The organism is Paenibacillus sp. P5_B5 (assembly GCF_056400365.1).
This window is the reverse complement of sequence record NZ_JBFULK010000015.1, coordinates 26878-43278: the sequence shown is the minus strand read 5'-3', so window position 1 is coordinate 43278 and position 16401 is coordinate 26878. Positions and strand designations below refer to the sequence as shown.

Here is a 16401-nt window from a genome sequence, read left to right as displayed (position 1 = left end):
TTTTTTCAATATAAAAATACCCCTTTAGATAATCATATCCAAAGGGGTTAAACGGTGTAGTTATCAACATTTTCGAATGATTTTATTTCTTAATTCAGAGTAGGAACTTATCCACGAATATGATCCCTTATGTGGCAAAGCTTTTGAATTATGAAATTGATTCAATCTTATTTTAACAATGCGAAAGATTGTTTAATGTTCAAATCACGATAAAGTTGATCAAACAGCTTGCCGTCTTCCGATTGTAGATCAAACGGATTGGACTGTGGAGTTATATACACATACACCATACCGCTCCCTTCCGCAATTACGCTTCCTACAGGAGGACCATCTTCTTTAGAGATGCGAGTCCAGTCGTTTTTGGCAAATACGGCGAATTCCACAAGCGTTTGAGTATCTTTTCCGTCCTTGGTCGTATAATCAAACTGTACTACATGCTTGGCTGATGGCAGAATTTTGCTTGCATCTGCACCTTCATATGGATTCACCTTATAAAGTCCGTCCCAGGAAGCGGGCGTTGTAAAGCTAAAATTTGCTTTAGGATTGTTGTAAAGGTTTTCTTGTTTCGGAGCTTCTACTTTAACGTCGAACACTTCCCATTTGCCATTGTTCCATTTCCAGTTAGAAGTGACAAAAGCAACCGTATCCGAGTTGGTATCCCCTTCTACCCGCTCAACTCCCTGCAGGATGTAAGAACCGTTTTTGTTCAGGTCGATCGGTTGCAGCTTGATGGAACCTTCGCCCAGCAGGCCTACCTTCTCTTTTTGCAGTCCAGGAAGCGGAAGTTCAGCAGGCTTGCCGTTGTTAAGCGTATAGATATAGTTGTTGGTATAGCCGCCGCTTCCGCCTGCATCTGCAGTAACCATTATATCTGCCACTTTGTCTATGTTAAGATCCTGCAGCAGAAGCTTAGGTGAGTACCCGCCGTCTTTCAATGGAAGTGAGGTCACTTGTTTGGACGATCCATTTTCAATGACAAGCAGCAATTCCATATTGTATATATCACTTGCTTTTTCCTTTTGTCCATATAGTGTGATGATGTCCGCTTTTTTATCGCCGCTCACGTCAACTGTTTTTTGATCCAGCTTGTACATGTTGGCAGGCAGTTTAAAGCTGTTTTTGTTGACGGTCGGATAGCTGGCAGCTAGTGCGGTTCCGCTTATTACGACAGATGTTAGTACGGTGGTTGCAATAATTTTTTTGAAGTTCATGTGGATTCCCTCTTTGTTTATGTATTGTTGTTGTTTACAATTTCATTGTAGTCCTGATTGAAAAAGAAATGGTTACAAAGAAGTTTCATCTTTATATGAGTTGGTAGCATCTCTTTCAATCAATCTTACAAATACGTATAAGCATACTTTGAAAATCCCCTTTAAGGTCAACCTTAATCCCTAATTTCATTAAAGCCAATCCGCTAAGAGGCTGTTTAATGTTTTCAACTTGATACACTGATTGCTCATCTAGACCCTGCAAACGAATTTGGGGAAGCTCATTCGCAAAATTATTCGAGTGCAGAAATGCAAATAGAACCGCATCTTCTTTGTTATCACTTACATACATCACTGATGACAATATACTTTCCCTGACTGAAAGGAGTCTATATTGATGCCCATGTTGGATGATTGGTCTTATTTCCTTATATAAATGGATCAGTTCTTTTGCTTCTTGAAGCTCACTATCACTCCATTTCAGCAGGTTATCACCAATTCCCAAGTTCCCCATCATGGCACTATGAAATCGATAGGTCAGAGACAGCTTTCGATTGTTAACCCAGTTAACTTCATCCGTAACCCATGATTCCATAATTTTGGCGTAGTATGCGTAAGAGAAACCTTCTTGAATACGCAAGCGATCAAAAGCGTCCGTGTTATCGCTTGTCCACACTTGATCAAAATATTTCAAAATACCTAGATCTACACGTCCTCCTCCACCCGAGCAGGATTGGAAGATGACCTTAGGATGTTTAAGCTTCAGTTTTTCTGCAATTTCGTAGATACCTAATGCATGCCGAACCCAGACTTCCTTTTGTTCTTCAGGTGGTGCGGAAGGAAACCCTGGTTCACTGAAGTTTCGATTCATATCCCATTTGATGAAAGCGATCGGATGCTCCGAAAGGAGTCTGTCGATACAATCGTAAATATACTGTCTCACATCATTTCTAGCCAAATTTAAGATGAGCTGATTTCTAACTAAAGTCTTCTCTCTCGTTTCAAAATGATAGACCCAGTCTGGATGGTTTCGATACAGGTTACTATCGGGATTCACCATTTCCGGTTCTATCCAAAGTCCAAACGCCATTCCTAAATCATTTACCTTACGTATCAAGCCATGAAGTCCATTAGGGAATTTGTCAGGATTAATAACCCAATCCCCCAGCCCCGCTTGATCCGAGTTGCGGGCGCCAAACCATCCATCATCCATGACAAACAGCTCTACTCCAATTTTTGAAGCGATCTCTGCCAGCTTAACTTGTTGCTCTTCATTTACGTCAAAGCCTGTTGCCTCCCATGAATTGTAAAGTACTTTCCGCAGCTTACTTCTATTCTCTTCAGGCAGAAGATAACTACGCTGGTATTTGTGGAGATTTCGACTAGCTTCACCGAATCCTTTGTTTACATAACCAACTACGAAATTCGGTGTACGGAAACACATTTTAGGCTTCAAACTCCAAGAAAAATCAAAGTCATTTACCCCTGCGCTTACTTTCACCATATTAAACTTGTCTTTTTCAATAACCACTTTCCAATTTCCACTAAAAGCCAAAGCGCCAAAGTATACTTCACCTTGATTCTCTCCTGCTTTTCCTCCTTGATCCAGCATAAAGAAAGGATTTGCAAAGTGACTGGTTGTACCTCTTCTGCTCTCAAGAATAAGTTTCGTATCTGGAAGCATCACCCGATCTAATTGCGTTTCGGCAGGCCAACGTCCTGTAAGATAGGTCAGTCTATACTCTTTTTCTCTCGGCAAATGGATAGAGCCAGTCAAAGCTTGATCCAAGGTAATATTCTTCTCGCCAAGGTTTACAATCTCACAGTACCTTTCAATGAGGTCGCAATCCATTACAATTTTGTAATAAAGCTTAACCTCTAAGGGATAGTAAGTATCTTTCAGAACAAGGAGAAGTACATCCTCCAAAATTTCATAATTGACATAAGTAAGGTTGACATCTCTTACATGATCATGAAATGTTACCTTTAAGCTAGGCTCCGTAAATTTGGCTTTCCCCCACCCCATATACTCTTCTTCACTCATTTCGCTTCCAAGTGTATAGGGATACTCCGATACCTGTTCTGCTTTGGGATAATCCGATAATCGTGGGAGCTTCTCTCCAAAATAAATATGATTAATGGTACCCTGTTCGCATAATCCTAATGCGTAGGAAATATGATCTCCCTCCAGTACCCAAATATTTCTTGATGCGTCGTGTCTTATCATATTAAATGTTCCTTCCTATCCTTTTACTGAACCCGAAACCATACCGGATATGATATATCTCTGACCAAGTATATATAGAATAAGCACAGGTAACACGGTCAAAACAATAATCGTAAATATCATATTCCACTCATTAAAGTGGAATCCAAAATAGTTATAAATTGAATTGATCATTCCTAATTTTTCTTGACTGTTCAACAGGTACAAAGGGGTAACAAAATCGTTCCATGCTCCAAGGAAATTTAATATAAAGCCGGTAATGGTTACAGGTTTTAAAAGTGGAAATACAACTTGAAAGAATAACCTGCCTAAACCACAGCCATCTATAATTGCAGCCTCATCAAGCTCTCTAGGGACACTGCCGATAAATCCGTAATAGAGAAACATTGCAAATGGTATACCTAGGGTGGCGAATATTAAAATGATACCGGTATAACTATTTTGAAGATGAACCGTTTGCAGTACTTTAATTGTAGCGATATAGTTTAGCGGTGCGACTAAACCTATAAAGAAATAGTTATAAATTAACTTGTTCCATTTGTCTTTGTTCCTGACCAAAATAAACGCTGCCATTGCCGTAACTAAAATACTTATGACTGCCGAGACTGATGCCATGAGTAAGCTATTGAAAAATGAGTGCACCAAATTTCCATTTTGAAATGCTTCCACATAATTAGTCCATTGAAAAGTATGAGGGAGCTTAAAACTCATCTCATTCGCTTCGCTTGATGTTTTTAAAGAATTAATAATAATGAGGTACACCGGTATAAGGATCGTTAAACTTAATATCCAAACAAAGATCTCCTTTATAATTTGATAAATGGAGTTTCTCCTCATTCCGTATCCACCTCCTCTTTAGTAACCTTCTTCATTACAAAAGCAATAATCAGAGTTATCAGGAAAGCAATCATGCCAAGCGCATTCGACATCCCGTATCGACCGACAGAAAACTCCTTAAATACTTGCGTATTAATAACCTCGGTCAAATTCCCTGGACCACCATTTGTCAATGCATATATGATATCAAACACCCTGAGACCATGAATGGTATTAAGTATTGTTGCGATTGTTAATGAAGGCATTAGATATGGAATCGTGATCTTAATAAATTGCTGATAGCGACCGGCTCCATCCAATGAAGCGGCTTCGTAATAAGATTTAGGAATCATTTGTAGTCCAGCTAAAAGAATGACCATATTCCATCCAACCATCCGCCAAATTTCGACACCCATTGTTGATGCCAATACAACACTCTTATCAGTAAGCCAACTGCGAGTAAAATTACCGAGCCCCGTAAACTCTAATATTGTATTTATTGGACCATAAGGGGCTAGTATGGATACAAACACAATACCGATGATTAGAGGGGCTAGCGTGTAGGGCATAAAAAATACCGTACGCAATAAATTTCTTGTCTTCAATCCTTCGTTTAATAAAATCGCGAGAAAAAGTCCGATCAACACTTTAAAAATAACGGTGAAAAAGGTAAACGAAAAGGTATGAAGAATGCTTTTTAAATAAGGGCCGGTCGATAAAAATATATCTCTATAATTATCCAACCCTATAAAATGAATGTCAGGTCTTATGGTGGACCAATCTGTGAAAGAATAATATGCCCCCCATATTACAGGGACAATAAAGAAAAAGGTATATAAAAGAAAAGCAGGAATTATAAATACACGACTATAGGTTTTCTTAGCGTTCATGATGGATTAATCACCTAAACTTTCAATTTAACTTAAAGGAAAAGGAAGCTTAATAGATTATCATAATAACTAATCGTCAAGCTTCCTTTGTTCAATTATTTAAACATTTTTGCCCGTTCGGCATCTATGGATTCTAATACTTGTTTTGGTGTTTTTCCACCTAAATACAAGTCCTGTATCATCTTACCAATAACAGATCCATTCCAGAATTGAACGCCGCCTTCAAAATCCAGTCCTGTTCCATCTTTTGCATTTGCGATTACTGATGTATAAGCTGTTGTTGTTTTACCTTTCACATCTTTAAAAGATACAGGTCCCAAATCTTTTCTTTCGGCATAATAAGCCTTGAGATTGTCTTCCCTTGCTAAAAAGTTGAAATAATCTTTTGCTGCATCAATAACTTTAGAATCTTTATTAATGGAACGAACAATACCGCCTGCAGACATAGCCCAAGCTTTATTGTCACTTAAAGGACTAGGGAACATTCCCCATTGATCAGCCTTACTATCAGGAAATTTGGCTAAAACTTCATTTTGAAAGGTAGAATAGGTTAGCATCATTGCATATTTTCCTGATCCCATTGCATCTACGGAATTTTCCCAGGTTTGAGACATGAAATCTTTACCAAAATAACCTTTATCAGCTACTTCCTTCAATTGTGTAAGACCGATCTCCAGATCCTTTTGGTCAGCGATTTTGGCTTTATTTGTATTGAATTGATCATAGATTCCCGGATTCTTCTTTGCGATCATCGCTCCAAGTGCATTTAACCAAATCTCTTGGTGCCACTCTGCTTTTCCCGGTTCGTAGATTGGTGTTATTCCTTTAGCTTTAAGTGTCTCACAAACCTTCAGGAATTCTTGATAGTTCGTCGGAATTTGAACCCCGGCTTGTTCAAACAAGGACGCATTATAGAGTAATCCCCATCCATCTACAGACCATGTATTAAAAGCAATAACTTTACCATTATCCGTAGTTCCTGCCTTTGCCCAATCCGTATATCTGGACACCCATGGTTCATTTGAAAGATCAAGCGCATGCTGATCAGGCATATATTCTCTCATACCTACTCCACTTGGTGTAAGGTATACATCCGGTCCTTCTCCTGTAGCGAATTTAGCCTTTAAGACATTTGAATTCTGATCATCTGGTGAAATAAGGAACTCAATTGTATTGCCTGTTTCAGCTTTAAATTGTTCGGCAAGTTTTTTGTCAATGTCTTTCATCCAGTTCGCAGATGATGCAACCTTTATGGTTACACCTTTTTTAGGAGCAGGTGTCGAGTCTGATGGTTTCGTACTTTCAGAAGGATTCGAAGTCTCCTGTGTTAATGAGGCAGTAGAACCGCATCCTGCTATAACACCTACTAGAGTGATAGCTGTAAGCATGCTGCTAAAAACGCTAATTTTCTTTACATGTTTCATTTGAACGACTCCTCCTTTTTATTATCTGTTTATTTGGGTTAGCGTACCTTGAATTTATCATAAGTCAACAATTCGAATTGATACATGGATAAATTAAGCTTCTACAAGTGGATATTTTTGTTATATAATGATTTTATTTCAAGGATACTATTCAAGACTTTCGTTTTGAAAGGGGTTTCAAATGTTTAGATCCAAAACCATTCAATCGAAACTTTTCTTTAATTACTCTTTGTTAATCATTGGTATTATTATCGTATTTGTTCTATCCTTTTATTTTTACATCTCAAAAATATTAGAAACCAAAGCTTCCGAATCTCTTTATCAAATCTCAAGCCATATCTCGACTGAATTTGATTCACAACTTAACATGATGAATTCCACTTCCACGAAAATCTTATTTTCACAGCCACTTAGTCGACTCTTCTTTTCTGATATGTTTCAATTAAATAAATCTACCATAGACCAACAACGTCAATTTAATGAAATCTTGTACTCAATCATCGGCTATGACAAAAGTGTTTCTCAAATTAATATGTTCCGAACAACAGGTGAATTTGCCAGTATTGGTGATAACGCTGTGTTTTCAAATATTTCTCCTGAGAAAATTGCTAATGTTCAATGGGTTAACGATACATTTGACAATAAAGGAAATAAACTGATCTCTCTCCCGCATCAAGATGATTGGAATTTGACGCAAGCAACCGTAATTTCCTTAAGTAGAGCTTTCTCTCCAAATTGGGGTACAAAAGAAACGAATATCCTTGAGGTTCAACAAGACTATCGACTTTTCACTAATATTATTGAGAATGCTTTAGTAAAACCAGATTCAAAAATAAGTAATGAAGTCCAAGTATACGTTTTTAATAAAGATGCACAATTAGTTTATCCCTTCGAGAACAAGAATTCATCTACTGAATTATACTGGGAATATGTTAATAAACCTGCTAATCATAATCCTACTTTCTCAATTCTAAACACCCATACGAATAGTGAGGATATGCTAGCCTTCAATTATTCTGAATTATCAGAATGGACAGTAGTTGCCGTCGAGTCCAAGAGTATGCTGTTGAAGCCTATTAGAAATTTTCAGAATTTTTTGCTTATTATAGGTTTCATCACGATCTTAATTACTTTGCTTATTTCATATCTCGTATCTAAGACATTAACTAACCCGATCAAAAAAATTCATAGCTTAATCAAGGGGTTAAATTTAACATCACTTTCTCCCAAGTTTTCCTCAACGATTAATAGTAATCTGAATGAATTAGAGCAACTAAATTATTCTTTTCAAGATATGCGCATTAGGCTGCAAGAATCATTAAATGAAGCTATTTCTTCACGTGCTTATGAACTTGAGGCCCGCATGTTCGCATTACAAGCGCAGATGAATCCACATTTCCTCTATAACACAATCACAAACGTTAGTGTTATGGCAGAAGAGAACGGTCAACAATCAATCGTAGAGGTATGTGACAGCCTTTCCGTTATGCTGCGTTACATATCTTCCGAACACGCCGCTCCCGTGAAATTAAGAGATGAGATAGAACATACATTAAACTATTTACAACTTATGAAATTAAGGTTTGAAGAAAATATAGTTTTTAATATCCATGTATCTGAAGAACTACTCAATGTTGAATTTCCAAAATTAATCGTTCAACCTATAGTCGAAAATAGTATGAAATATGGTATTAATATAGATCCACCTTGGTTGATAACCGTAGCAGGCCATAGTTTTCAGGACAGGTGGGAATTAACTATTCGTGACAATGGTCCAGGCTTCACAGAAAGTGAACTTGCGTATTTATTGGAGCAATTCGAGACTATAGATCCATTAGTTAAGATACCCACATTAAAAATCAACGGCATGGGACTATTAAATATTTACTGCAGGTTAAAACTTTTATTTGGAAACAAATTGACATTTCATATAGGCAATCATCAGAGTGGTGGAGCTGTTATTACAATTTGCATCAAATACTAGGAGGATTTAGTTATGCTGAAATTTTCTAAGTATCGTGTCGTTGTTGTTGAGGATGAACCTAAGATCCGTAGAAACATCGTACAGAAAATTGAAGATGCCAATCTCTTTTTCGAAGTAGTAGGCACAGCCTCCAACGGCGAAGAAGCCATTTCCATAATTAAATCTGTTCAACCCGATGTTGTTTTCACTGATATAAAAATGCCAAAAATGGATGGTTTAGAGCTGGTTAAACAAATAAGAAACTATTTTCCAGAAATTCAAATTGTCATATTGAGCGGTTATTCAGAATTTGAATATGCAAAATCAGCCATGAAAATGGGTGTTCGGGAATACTTGCTAAAACCGTTAAAAATAGAATCATTACTTGAAACTTTAAGTAATATTCGAACAAACATAGAAATGAATAACTCAACCATTATAAGAAATATCCTGAGTTCCGATATTCATGGTTATTCCTCAATTTCAGAGACGTTTACTTCTCGTGATGACGAGTTTTTACTTTTTTTAATCTGTATCGGGAACTTATGCCCTCCTATTACTTCCATTCCTCTAACTACTATTTTTCAAAACAATTGGTTGAAATTTCAACTAAGTGACATAGTTAAATCCCTACAGGAATCTGATAAGTGGTGGGTCATAGATGAAAAAACACCCAACCAAAAATTTCTCCTGATCTCAGGAACTAATAGACAATCTGAAGTTAGTACGATTATTGCAGAAGACATTAAACAGAAACTTTTAAAACATAATCCTACATTTACAATAAATATATGTCACAATGGTTCTATCATTAAACTTAGAGACATATGGGAGAAAGCTCAAGCTCTTCGATTTACATTAGATTGCGAGTTAGTAGTTGGAAACTCTAGTGTAATCTCTCTTACAAATGAGAAGCACACACCCAAAAAGCCAATCCTGGTTGATCAATTATTCCGCAACAAAATGGCTTCGTTTATACAATCTGGGGAAAAATCACTTCTGAGAAATGAAATCCTTCAACTGTTTAATAGTTGGGATCAGTTGAAATATCCGCAAAGATTATTGGAAAAAGCAACAAATCAATTAATCAGAACTATATACATTCAAACGGGGACGTTATCTGAGGAGGAAATTTATCAACTTGAATATCGTTTACACGAAAAACTTGCTATATCCTCAAACTTTCCGAGCATTTTCGAAGATTTTTGGGAAATCGTCGAACGCATGCTCATACTTAAGAAAGATGATGAATCTGATATCAAAAAAATAATTGATCAAATAGCCGAATTTATTAGACTCAACTTTACTGAATTCATTAATTTTGAGGAGATTGCTCAAAAATATCATTTTACACCTGCATACCTTTCTAAAACATTCAAAAAATTATATGGGGAAACTCCATTGAAGTTCTTAATCAAATTACGCATTGAAGAAGCAAAGCGATTACTGCAAGAAAACCCCCTCTATGATATCGGGAAAATAGGAGGAATTATCGGATATTCAGATCAACATTACTTCAGTAGAATTTTTAAAAATTCCACAGGAAAAAGCCCTACTGAATATAGGGAGCAAATTCGGTAGTACTAGGAAAGTCTATAGGCACATCGTGTAAGATGTGCCTAGTTTAAACAGGATAAACGGGATGCTTGCGTGTCTCGTATATTTTTGTATGCAAGGAATAAGCTGCAAACCGATTGATGAGCTCATCTCGCAATTTACTGGCAGGAACGATCCCATCAATGACCATATCAGAGGCAAGGCGGTATAAGTCAATATTTCTGCGGTATTCGTCCTGTTTTTCGGCAATGAAATTCGCTCGCTCTGACTCCGGAAATTCGGCGATTTTATTCGCATATACGGCGTTTACCGCTGCTTCTGGGCCCATGACGGCAATCTGTGCTGAAGGCAGCGCAAGGCAGCAGTCCGGTTCAAACGCTGGTCCAGCCATCGCATACAAGCCTGCGCCATATGCTTTGCGAACAATAACGGATATTTTGGGAACGGTTGCCTCAGAAACCGCAGCAATCATTTTGGCGCCATGCCGAATGATCCCCGCCTGCTCGACTTTGGTGCCGACCATAAAGCCGGGCACATCAACGAGAAAAAGCAGTGGAATATGAAAAGCATCGCATAAGCAAATAAATTTGGCAGCTTTGTCGGCTGAATCGTGAAATAAGATGCCCCCCTTGGCACGCGGCTGATTGGCAATGATGCCGATCGCCTTACCGTCGATCCGGGCAAAACCGGTTACCAATTCCTTGGCAAACAGCTTCTTGATTTCAAAAAATGTATCTTCATCGATAATGCGCTCTATTAATTCATATATGTCAAATGAAGTATACTGATTGTCCGGAATGATCTCTTCGATTGATAGATCAAAATATTTATTCGGTTCCGGTTCTCGAACAGGAGGCTTTTCGGAGCAGTTGGCGGGAAAATATGATAGATAGTCCCGTGCAAGCTCAATTGCTTCTTCTTCACTGTAAGCAAGCACGTCTCCGCAGCCAGAAACGGAACAATGCATTTTGGCACCGCCAAGCTCCTCGAGCGTCGCCTTCTCACCGACGACGATTTCAACGATTCGCGGAGAGCCGAGATACATAGACGCATTCCCCTCAACCATGATGACAACATCGCAAAAAGCCGGAATATAAGCGCCACCAGCCGCAGACGGACCGAACAGCAGACAGACTTGAGGCACTTTTCCCGATAGTTTCACTTGATTATAGAAAATTCGCCCAGCCCCCCGGCGCCCCGGATACATCTCCACCTGGTCCGTAATCCGTGCACCCGCAGAATCGACCAAGTATAAAAGCGGCACCTGCATTTTATCTGCAGTTTCCTGCATGCGAATGATTTTCTCAACTGTTCGAGCTCCCCAGGAGCCAGCCTTGACGGTTGAATCATTTGCAATGACGCATACCGTTTGACCGTTTACTTTGCCGATGGCAGTGACAACACCATCCGCTGGCAAATCTTGCTCCATACAGTTGGCGAATAGAGCATCTTCAAATTCAAAATCCGCATCAAATAATAACTGTAAACGTTCCCGGACAAATAATTTGCCCTGCTGCGCGTTTTTCTCGTGATATTTGGGGGCACCGCCTTGCTCGATCTGTTCTATTCGCTGTTGAAGCAGAGCTTCTTGCTCTTCATATCCGTTCTTCATCGCCATTTACTCCCCTTTGAATACCGGATGTCGTTTCTCCTGAAATGCTCGCAATCCTTCCAGACGATCTTTGGTTGGGATTGTAACCTCATATGCCTGTTGTTCAAGGGCAAGTCCAGTTATCATGTCCCTGCCGAATCCATTATCAATGGCGATTTTAGCCTGGCTAACTGCAATCGGCGCATTACGCGCGATCTGTTCGGCTATATGCAGCGCTTTATCTAGCAAGGTCTCGGCAGGCACGATATATTCCACGAGACCGATGCGCAGCGCCTCTTCGGCTTCAATTCTACGCGCCGTATAAATCAGCTCTTTTGCCCGCCCTATGCCAACAAGCCTCGGGAGACGCTGTGTACCGCCAGCACCAGGAATAATGCCAAGTGATGTTTCCGTAAGACCGAGCTTGGCCGTCTGCGCTGCAATCCGAAGATCACAGGCAAGCGCCAATTCCAAGCCGCCACCAAATGCCACACCATTAATTGCTGCAATGACCGGCTTCGGAAGCGATTCTATTTGGTTGATTGTATCACGAATGAGCGCAACGGCAGCATATACTTCCGTCTCGCTCATTCCCATTCGTTCCTTTAAGTCGGCTCCTGCACAGAATGCCGTATCTCCTGCTCCGATGAGAATTACGCAGCGCACGGACATGTCAGACTTGCATTTTGAAATTACTTCTTGCAGTTCAAGCAGCATCTGTCTGGATAATGAATTGGCGGCTTGGGGGCGATTCAGCATTACAATAGCGATCCCTTGACTGTTATTTGAAACCGTAATTGTATTGTCCATGCTTAAACCGCCTAACATCCAATTTGACTTGCAATCACCATTCGCTGAATCTCCGAAGTGCCCTCGCCTATTTCCAGCAGCTTCGCATCACGGAAAAACCGCTCAACTTCGTACTCCCGCATATAACCATAGCCGCCATGGATCTGAACAGCTTGGTCGCAAACCTTCATGCACATTTCCGTAGCAAATAGCTTCACCATTGCCGCTTCCTTCTTGAATGATCTGCCCTGGTCTTTGAGCCATGCCGCCTTATAAACCATGTTACGGGCGATTTCGATATACATCGCCATATCCGCAAGCTTGAACTGAATTGCCTGAAACGTCGATAAGCTGCGTCCAAACTGTTTACGTTCTTTGGCGTATTCGAGCGATTTCTCGAAAGCTCCCTGAGCGATTCCAACAGCCATCGCGCCTATACCGATTCGTCCTCCGTCCAACGTGGCCAAAAACTGCTTGTAACCATTGCCGAGCGTGCCGAGTAGGTTTTGTTTAGGTACGCGTACATCTTCGAGCACTAGTTCAGTCGTGTTAGAGGCATGCAACCCCATTTTCTCGTACCGGTTCAGCACAGTAAAACCGGGTGAATCCGTCGGCACAATAAAAGCGCTAATACCACTTGTTCCTTTTGAACTATCCGTTACTGCGGTAAGTACGAGATGACGGGCGTAGCTGGCATTCGTAATAAAACATTTATTGCCATTAATGACCCATTCTTCTCCACTTAGTACAGCTGTTGTTCGCGTTCCACCCGCATCCGATCCTGCGTTAGGCTCAGTGAGCGCGAAGGCGCCTAGCGATTCGCTACTACATATCTGCGTTAAGTAGGCGGTCTTTTGCTCATGGGTGCCAAACAAATGAAGCGGCCCGCCACCTAAAGAAATATGAGCGGAGTAGGTAATCCCCGTGGATGCGCATACCCGGCTCAGTTCCTCCACAACGATCGCAAAACTGATCGTATCCGCTCCTCCGCCTCCATACAATTCCGGAAATGGTAGCCCCATAAGCCCAAGCTTGCCTAATTTCTCGCAGATTTCCTTAGGGAACGTACCTGTTCGATCCCTGTCAATCGCTCCCGGTGCAACCTCGGCGTCCGCGAAATCGCGGATCAAATTTCGGATCATCGTCTGTTCCGTTGTTAAATCGAAATGCATCACTCCACAACCTTCCTTTGTAAACGGAGATAAACGTCATCTTCAATTTCGATTTCCATACGCATTAAATTAGATGCGAAACATTTTCCGAGATTATCCATTCGCAATGTTGCCGAGCCTCCACCGCCTAAGGCCTGCTTGCACACAAAATTCATCGCATACAGATTAGGCAATGTATAACGAGTCACTTCACCATTCACCAATCCGATAAAATGCGCTTTTACCTTCTCCGCAGTCACTTCCTTAAGCAACACTTCATATAAGCGTTCATTTGGCGCAAACATGGCGATATTTACCGTGTTGCCTTTATCGCCTGAACGCGCTTGCACCAGATGCCGGAGCTGTACCTGGGTCATAGCCGCACCTCCGAAACCGTTACGTTTATTCCGCATTCAACGAATTCACGAGGCACAAGGCATGACCACATGCCAAGAAGCTCACGTGGCTTCATCATCCCCAGAAATCCGCCCATTGAAGGTGGACCGTTCAGCATGAGCGGAGGAAACAGTCTGCCTAGCTTGGCGGCCTCCTCCTTACTGCCCGTACGTATCGCAAGTCGCAAATACACTTCGTTCATCTCTTGAGCTGGCTCTTGCGCGAGCGGTCCGTGCAGGGAATTGTAACCGAGATAGTCCGTTTGAATATCGTCAGCCTTAAGCCCGATTCGCTCTATTTGTTTGCAAATAATTCTATCTGCTGCTTGTGCCTTTGCCAAAGCATCAGGCCATGAATATCCGCATATTCCTTGCCCAAGCCAGCCGTCCGCATAGCCCATCACAACTTTCATTGTATCAGGACGTTTCGTTCCACAAGCACCAGTTACGTGCACCCGATTTGGCCCGATGTTTGTGAGTTGTACTTGCTGCAGATCAAGTACGACATCTGGAGTCATATAGGCAGAAGGATCATGGATTTCATAAAGCAATTGCTCCTTGACTGTATCCACAGATACGAGGCCTCCCGTTCCTTCCGTCTTCGTCAGAACGAATTCCCCATCCTCGCGAACTTCCGCCACTGGAAAGCCAATGCGGTCTAAATCATCGATCGATCGCCAATCACCACTGAAATTTCCACCTGTCGCCTGCCCGGAGCATTCCAATAAATGGCCCATGAGTATGCCCTGCCCCAAACGATCCCAGTCATCATGCTGCCAACCGAATTCATAGACGAGCGGAGCTAGGAACAGAGCGGAGTCGGTCGTCCGACCTGTTATGACGATGTCAGCCCCCTGACTAAGCGCTTCTACAATCGGGCCAATCCCCAGATAAGCGTTGGCAAACATGATACGGTCTGCAACGAGATTGAAGCTTCTACCATCTTCCAGATGCGTAAGCGTGATCCCTTGCTGCCTCCATCCATCTAAACGCTCCAGCACGTCATCGCCCGTTACAACTGCTACCTTCAGCCCTACCAAGCCGAGCTCTCCAGCGATACGCATGACTTCCTGCTTCGCGCCTAGCGGATTCATACCTCCGGCATTAGTCAACAGCTTGAAACCCTTTTCTTGTACATAGGGAAGCAGCTTTCGCATGGCCTGCGGAATATCTGCTGCATACCCCCTTGACGGATCTTTTTGCCTGTCCTTTTGCAAAATTGCAAGCGTCAACTCAGCCAGACTGTCAAAACAGAGGTACTGAATGTCCCCTCTCTTAGCTGTTTCGATTGCAGGTATAAGGGTATCCCCATAAAAACCTTGCCCTGCCCCAATACGAATCGTTTTCATTGTATCCCCCAAGGATCGTTATTCGGTCTTGCCTGTAACAATATATGGGTTTGAAACTTGTCCTATTCGATTGAAACATCCTTATAAATAGTTTACACGTTAAGCGACTACCGAACGGGGTTTCATTTGTTATCGATCAGTTATAGTTATGAAATTGATTCACCCGATAAATCAATAAAACAAAAAGGAGCTGCCTAATAGCAAGCTCCTACATTAACATTCTCCATTAGATTATAATGCTGTATCTGCCGTATTGATTACTCTTCCAGCACATCCGCCCCTAATTCGCTCGCAACCTCAATCATTATGGGAATCACTGCTTCATTGGTGCCGGATACGTATATATCTCCCTGATAATGCCTGAATGGGATCTTAGTTTCGTCGTAGTTCCACATAAAAAAATCTCCCTCGATGGACATGCTGGTAGAGCCTGTCACCGTAAAAACTGATGTATAGGAAAAATCCGGTTTGGACGTGAAATACTGTTTGCACTCTTCCAAAGATATAGTTTGTGCCGAATTGGCATTTTCCTGAAATGCTCTTGTAATTCGATAGCGTTGACTCATTGAGATGCCTCCTACGATAACTGATTCATAAACTTGGTCACATTCCCTAAACAACAACTACCTTGAGGATTGTTTACTTCACAACCACATCGATTCTCTTTGATGTTTTCACGAATATGATCAATCGGACTAGGCTTAAGTTCCTTTTCAACGGATTGGATAATTTTTTCTTTTGTCCAATCAAAACAATAGCAAACAGGTACAGTACAAGTAGTGTCTTTTTGGTGTACAGGAACCTTGACGTCTGATAAGGAATAGGTTTTTTTATTTGTATCAAAATACACCACGTTACAATTACTTGTTGAACAAAAATAATGAGTTAAATCAGCATACAAAGACGATAATGCAGCTGGTTTTAGCATGGACTTTATAGTAAGAGGTTTCACTTTTTTTCCCAGTACCATGCAAGCTGGACAGGTTCCAGAATCGCTCATTTCAGAAATTTGCTCTTTTGTATTACAACAATCGCTCATGA

At 40.9% G+C, this 16401-nt stretch carries 14 protein-coding genes; 2 read left to right on the top strand and 12 right to left on the bottom strand.

Going from position 1 to position 16401, the window contains the following annotated elements:
* Window positions 1-167: 167 nt before the first annotated feature.
* The 5 genes from AC1DOK_RS18605 to AC1DOK_RS18585 all read right to left on the bottom strand — a co-directional run bounded on the left by AC1DOK_RS18605 (window position 168) and on the right by AC1DOK_RS18585 (window position 6565).
* A complete protein-coding gene (locus AC1DOK_RS18605; RefSeq protein WP_477555813.1) occupies window positions 168-1211 on the bottom strand; it encodes a hypothetical protein in 1044 nt (347 codons plus the stop codon).
* A 115-nt stretch (window positions 1212-1326) separates the two neighbouring features.
* Window positions 1327-3435 (bottom strand): alpha-galactosidase, encoded by a 2109-nt coding sequence (locus tag AC1DOK_RS18600; RefSeq protein WP_477555812.1) that lies wholly within the window; start codon window positions 3433-3435, stop codon window positions 1327-1329.
* A gap of 15 nt (window positions 3436-3450) precedes the next feature.
* Complete coding sequence (locus tag AC1DOK_RS18595; protein ID WP_477555811.1) at window positions 3451-4272, bottom strand: carbohydrate ABC transporter permease; 822 nt, start codon at window positions 4270-4272, stop codon at window positions 3451-3453.
* Complete coding sequence (locus AC1DOK_RS18590) at window positions 4269-5141, bottom strand: carbohydrate ABC transporter permease (RefSeq protein ID WP_477555810.1); 873 nt, start codon at window positions 5139-5141, stop codon at window positions 4269-4271. Before AC1DOK_RS18590 ends, AC1DOK_RS18595 begins: the two co-directional genes overlap by 4 nt.
* Window positions 5142-5236: 95 nt before the next feature.
* Window positions 5237-6565, bottom strand: coding sequence for an ABC transporter substrate-binding protein (locus AC1DOK_RS18585; RefSeq protein ID WP_477555809.1), 1329 nt, complete (start codon window positions 6563-6565; stop codon window positions 5237-5239).
* Window positions 6566-6746: 181 nt separating this feature from the next.
* Here AC1DOK_RS18585 and AC1DOK_RS18580 point away from each other — a divergent pair, with 181 nt between their 5' ends.
* A complete protein-coding gene (locus AC1DOK_RS18580; RefSeq protein WP_477555808.1) occupies window positions 6747-8549 on the top strand; it encodes a sensor histidine kinase in 1803 nt (600 codons plus the stop codon).
* Window positions 8550-8561: 12 nt separating this feature from the next.
* Window positions 8562-10109 (top strand): response regulator transcription factor, encoded by a 1548-nt coding sequence (locus AC1DOK_RS18575; RefSeq protein ID WP_477555807.1) that lies wholly within the window; start codon window positions 8562-8564, stop codon window positions 10107-10109.
* Between the two features lie 43 nt (window positions 10110-10152).
* Here AC1DOK_RS18575 and AC1DOK_RS18570 read toward each other — a convergent pair whose 3' ends face one another.
* The 7 genes from AC1DOK_RS18570 to AC1DOK_RS18540 form a co-directional block, all read right to left on the bottom strand.
* Window positions 10153-11697, bottom strand: a complete 1545-nt coding sequence (locus AC1DOK_RS18570; RefSeq protein WP_477555806.1) for an acyl-CoA carboxylase subunit beta — start codon at window positions 11695-11697, stop codon at window positions 10153-10155.
* Between the two features lie 6 nt (window positions 11698-11703).
* On the bottom strand, window positions 11704-12486 hold the full coding sequence (locus tag AC1DOK_RS18565) for an enoyl-CoA hydratase (protein ID WP_477555805.1): 783 nt from the start codon (window positions 12484-12486) through the stop codon (window positions 11704-11706).
* 11 nt (window positions 12487-12497) lie between these two features.
* Window positions 12498-13637, bottom strand: a complete 1140-nt coding sequence (locus tag AC1DOK_RS18560) for an acyl-CoA dehydrogenase (protein WP_477555922.1) — start codon at window positions 13635-13637, stop codon at window positions 12498-12500.
* On the bottom strand, window positions 13637-13993 hold the full coding sequence (locus AC1DOK_RS18555) for an AtuA-related protein (RefSeq protein ID WP_477555804.1): 357 nt from the start codon (window positions 13991-13993) through the stop codon (window positions 13637-13639). The genes AC1DOK_RS18560 and AC1DOK_RS18555 overlap by 1 nt, the downstream gene beginning before the upstream one ends.
* Window positions 13990-15360 (bottom strand): acyclic terpene utilization AtuA family protein, encoded by a 1371-nt coding sequence (locus AC1DOK_RS18550; protein ID WP_477555803.1) that lies wholly within the window; start codon window positions 15358-15360, stop codon window positions 13990-13992. Before AC1DOK_RS18550 ends, AC1DOK_RS18555 begins: the two co-directional genes overlap by 4 nt.
* A 257-nt stretch (window positions 15361-15617) precedes the next feature.
* A complete protein-coding gene (locus tag AC1DOK_RS18545; protein WP_477555802.1) occupies window positions 15618-15926 on the bottom strand; it encodes a hypothetical protein in 309 nt (102 codons plus the stop codon).
* A gap of 11 nt (window positions 15927-15937) precedes the next feature.
* On the bottom strand, window positions 15938-16399 hold the full coding sequence (locus AC1DOK_RS18540; protein ID WP_477555801.1) for a putative iron-sulfur cluster-binding metallochaperone: 462 nt from the start codon (window positions 16397-16399) through the stop codon (window positions 15938-15940).
* Between the last annotated feature and the right edge of the window lie 2 nt (window positions 16400-16401).

Bases quoted from the DNA above. Each gene is read 5' to 3' on its own strand.
- AC1DOK_RS18605 (WP_477555813.1), bottom strand. From the start codon at position 1,211: ATGAACTTCAAAAAAATTATTGCAACCACCGTACTAACATCTGTCGTA.
- AC1DOK_RS18600 (WP_477555812.1), bottom strand. From the start codon at position 3,435: ATGATAAGACACGACGCATCAAGAAATATTTGGGTACTGGAGGGAGAT.
- AC1DOK_RS18595 (WP_477555811.1), bottom strand. From the start codon at position 4,272: ATGAGGAGAAACTCCATTTATCAAATTATAAAGGAGATCTTTGTTTGG.
- AC1DOK_RS18590 (WP_477555810.1), bottom strand. From the start codon at position 5,141: ATGAACGCTAAGAAAACCTATAGTCGTGTATTTATAATTCCTGCTTTT.
- AC1DOK_RS18585 (WP_477555809.1), bottom strand. From the start codon at position 6,565: ATGAAACATGTAAAGAAAATTAGCGTTTTTAGCAGCATGCTTACAGCT.
- AC1DOK_RS18580 (WP_477555808.1), top strand. From the start codon at position 6,747: ATGTTTAGATCCAAAACCATTCAATCGAAACTTTTCTTTAATTACTCT.
- AC1DOK_RS18575 (WP_477555807.1), top strand. From the start codon at position 8,562: ATGCTGAAATTTTCTAAGTATCGTGTCGTTGTTGTTGAGGATGAACCT.
- AC1DOK_RS18570 (WP_477555806.1), bottom strand. From the start codon at position 11,697: ATGAAGAACGGATATGAAGAGCAAGAAGCTCTGCTTCAACAGCGAATA.
- AC1DOK_RS18565 (WP_477555805.1), bottom strand. From the start codon at position 12,486: ATGGACAATACAATTACGGTTTCAAATAACAGTCAAGGGATCGCTATT.
- AC1DOK_RS18560 (WP_477555922.1), bottom strand. From the start codon at position 13,637: ATGCATTTCGATTTAACAACGGAACAGACGATGATCCGAAATTTGATC.
- AC1DOK_RS18555 (WP_477555804.1), bottom strand. From the start codon at position 13,993: ATGACCCAGGTACAGCTCCGGCATCTGGTGCAAGCGCGTTCAGGCGAT.
- AC1DOK_RS18550 (WP_477555803.1), bottom strand. From the start codon at position 15,360: ATGAAAACGATTCGTATTGGGGCAGGGCAAGGTTTTTATGGGGATACC.
- AC1DOK_RS18545 (WP_477555802.1), bottom strand. From the start codon at position 15,926: ATGAGTCAACGCTATCGAATTACAAGAGCATTTCAGGAAAATGCCAAT.
- AC1DOK_RS18540 (WP_477555801.1), bottom strand. From the start codon at position 16,399: ATGAGCGATTGTTGTAATACAAAAGAGCAAATTTCTGAAATGAGCGAT.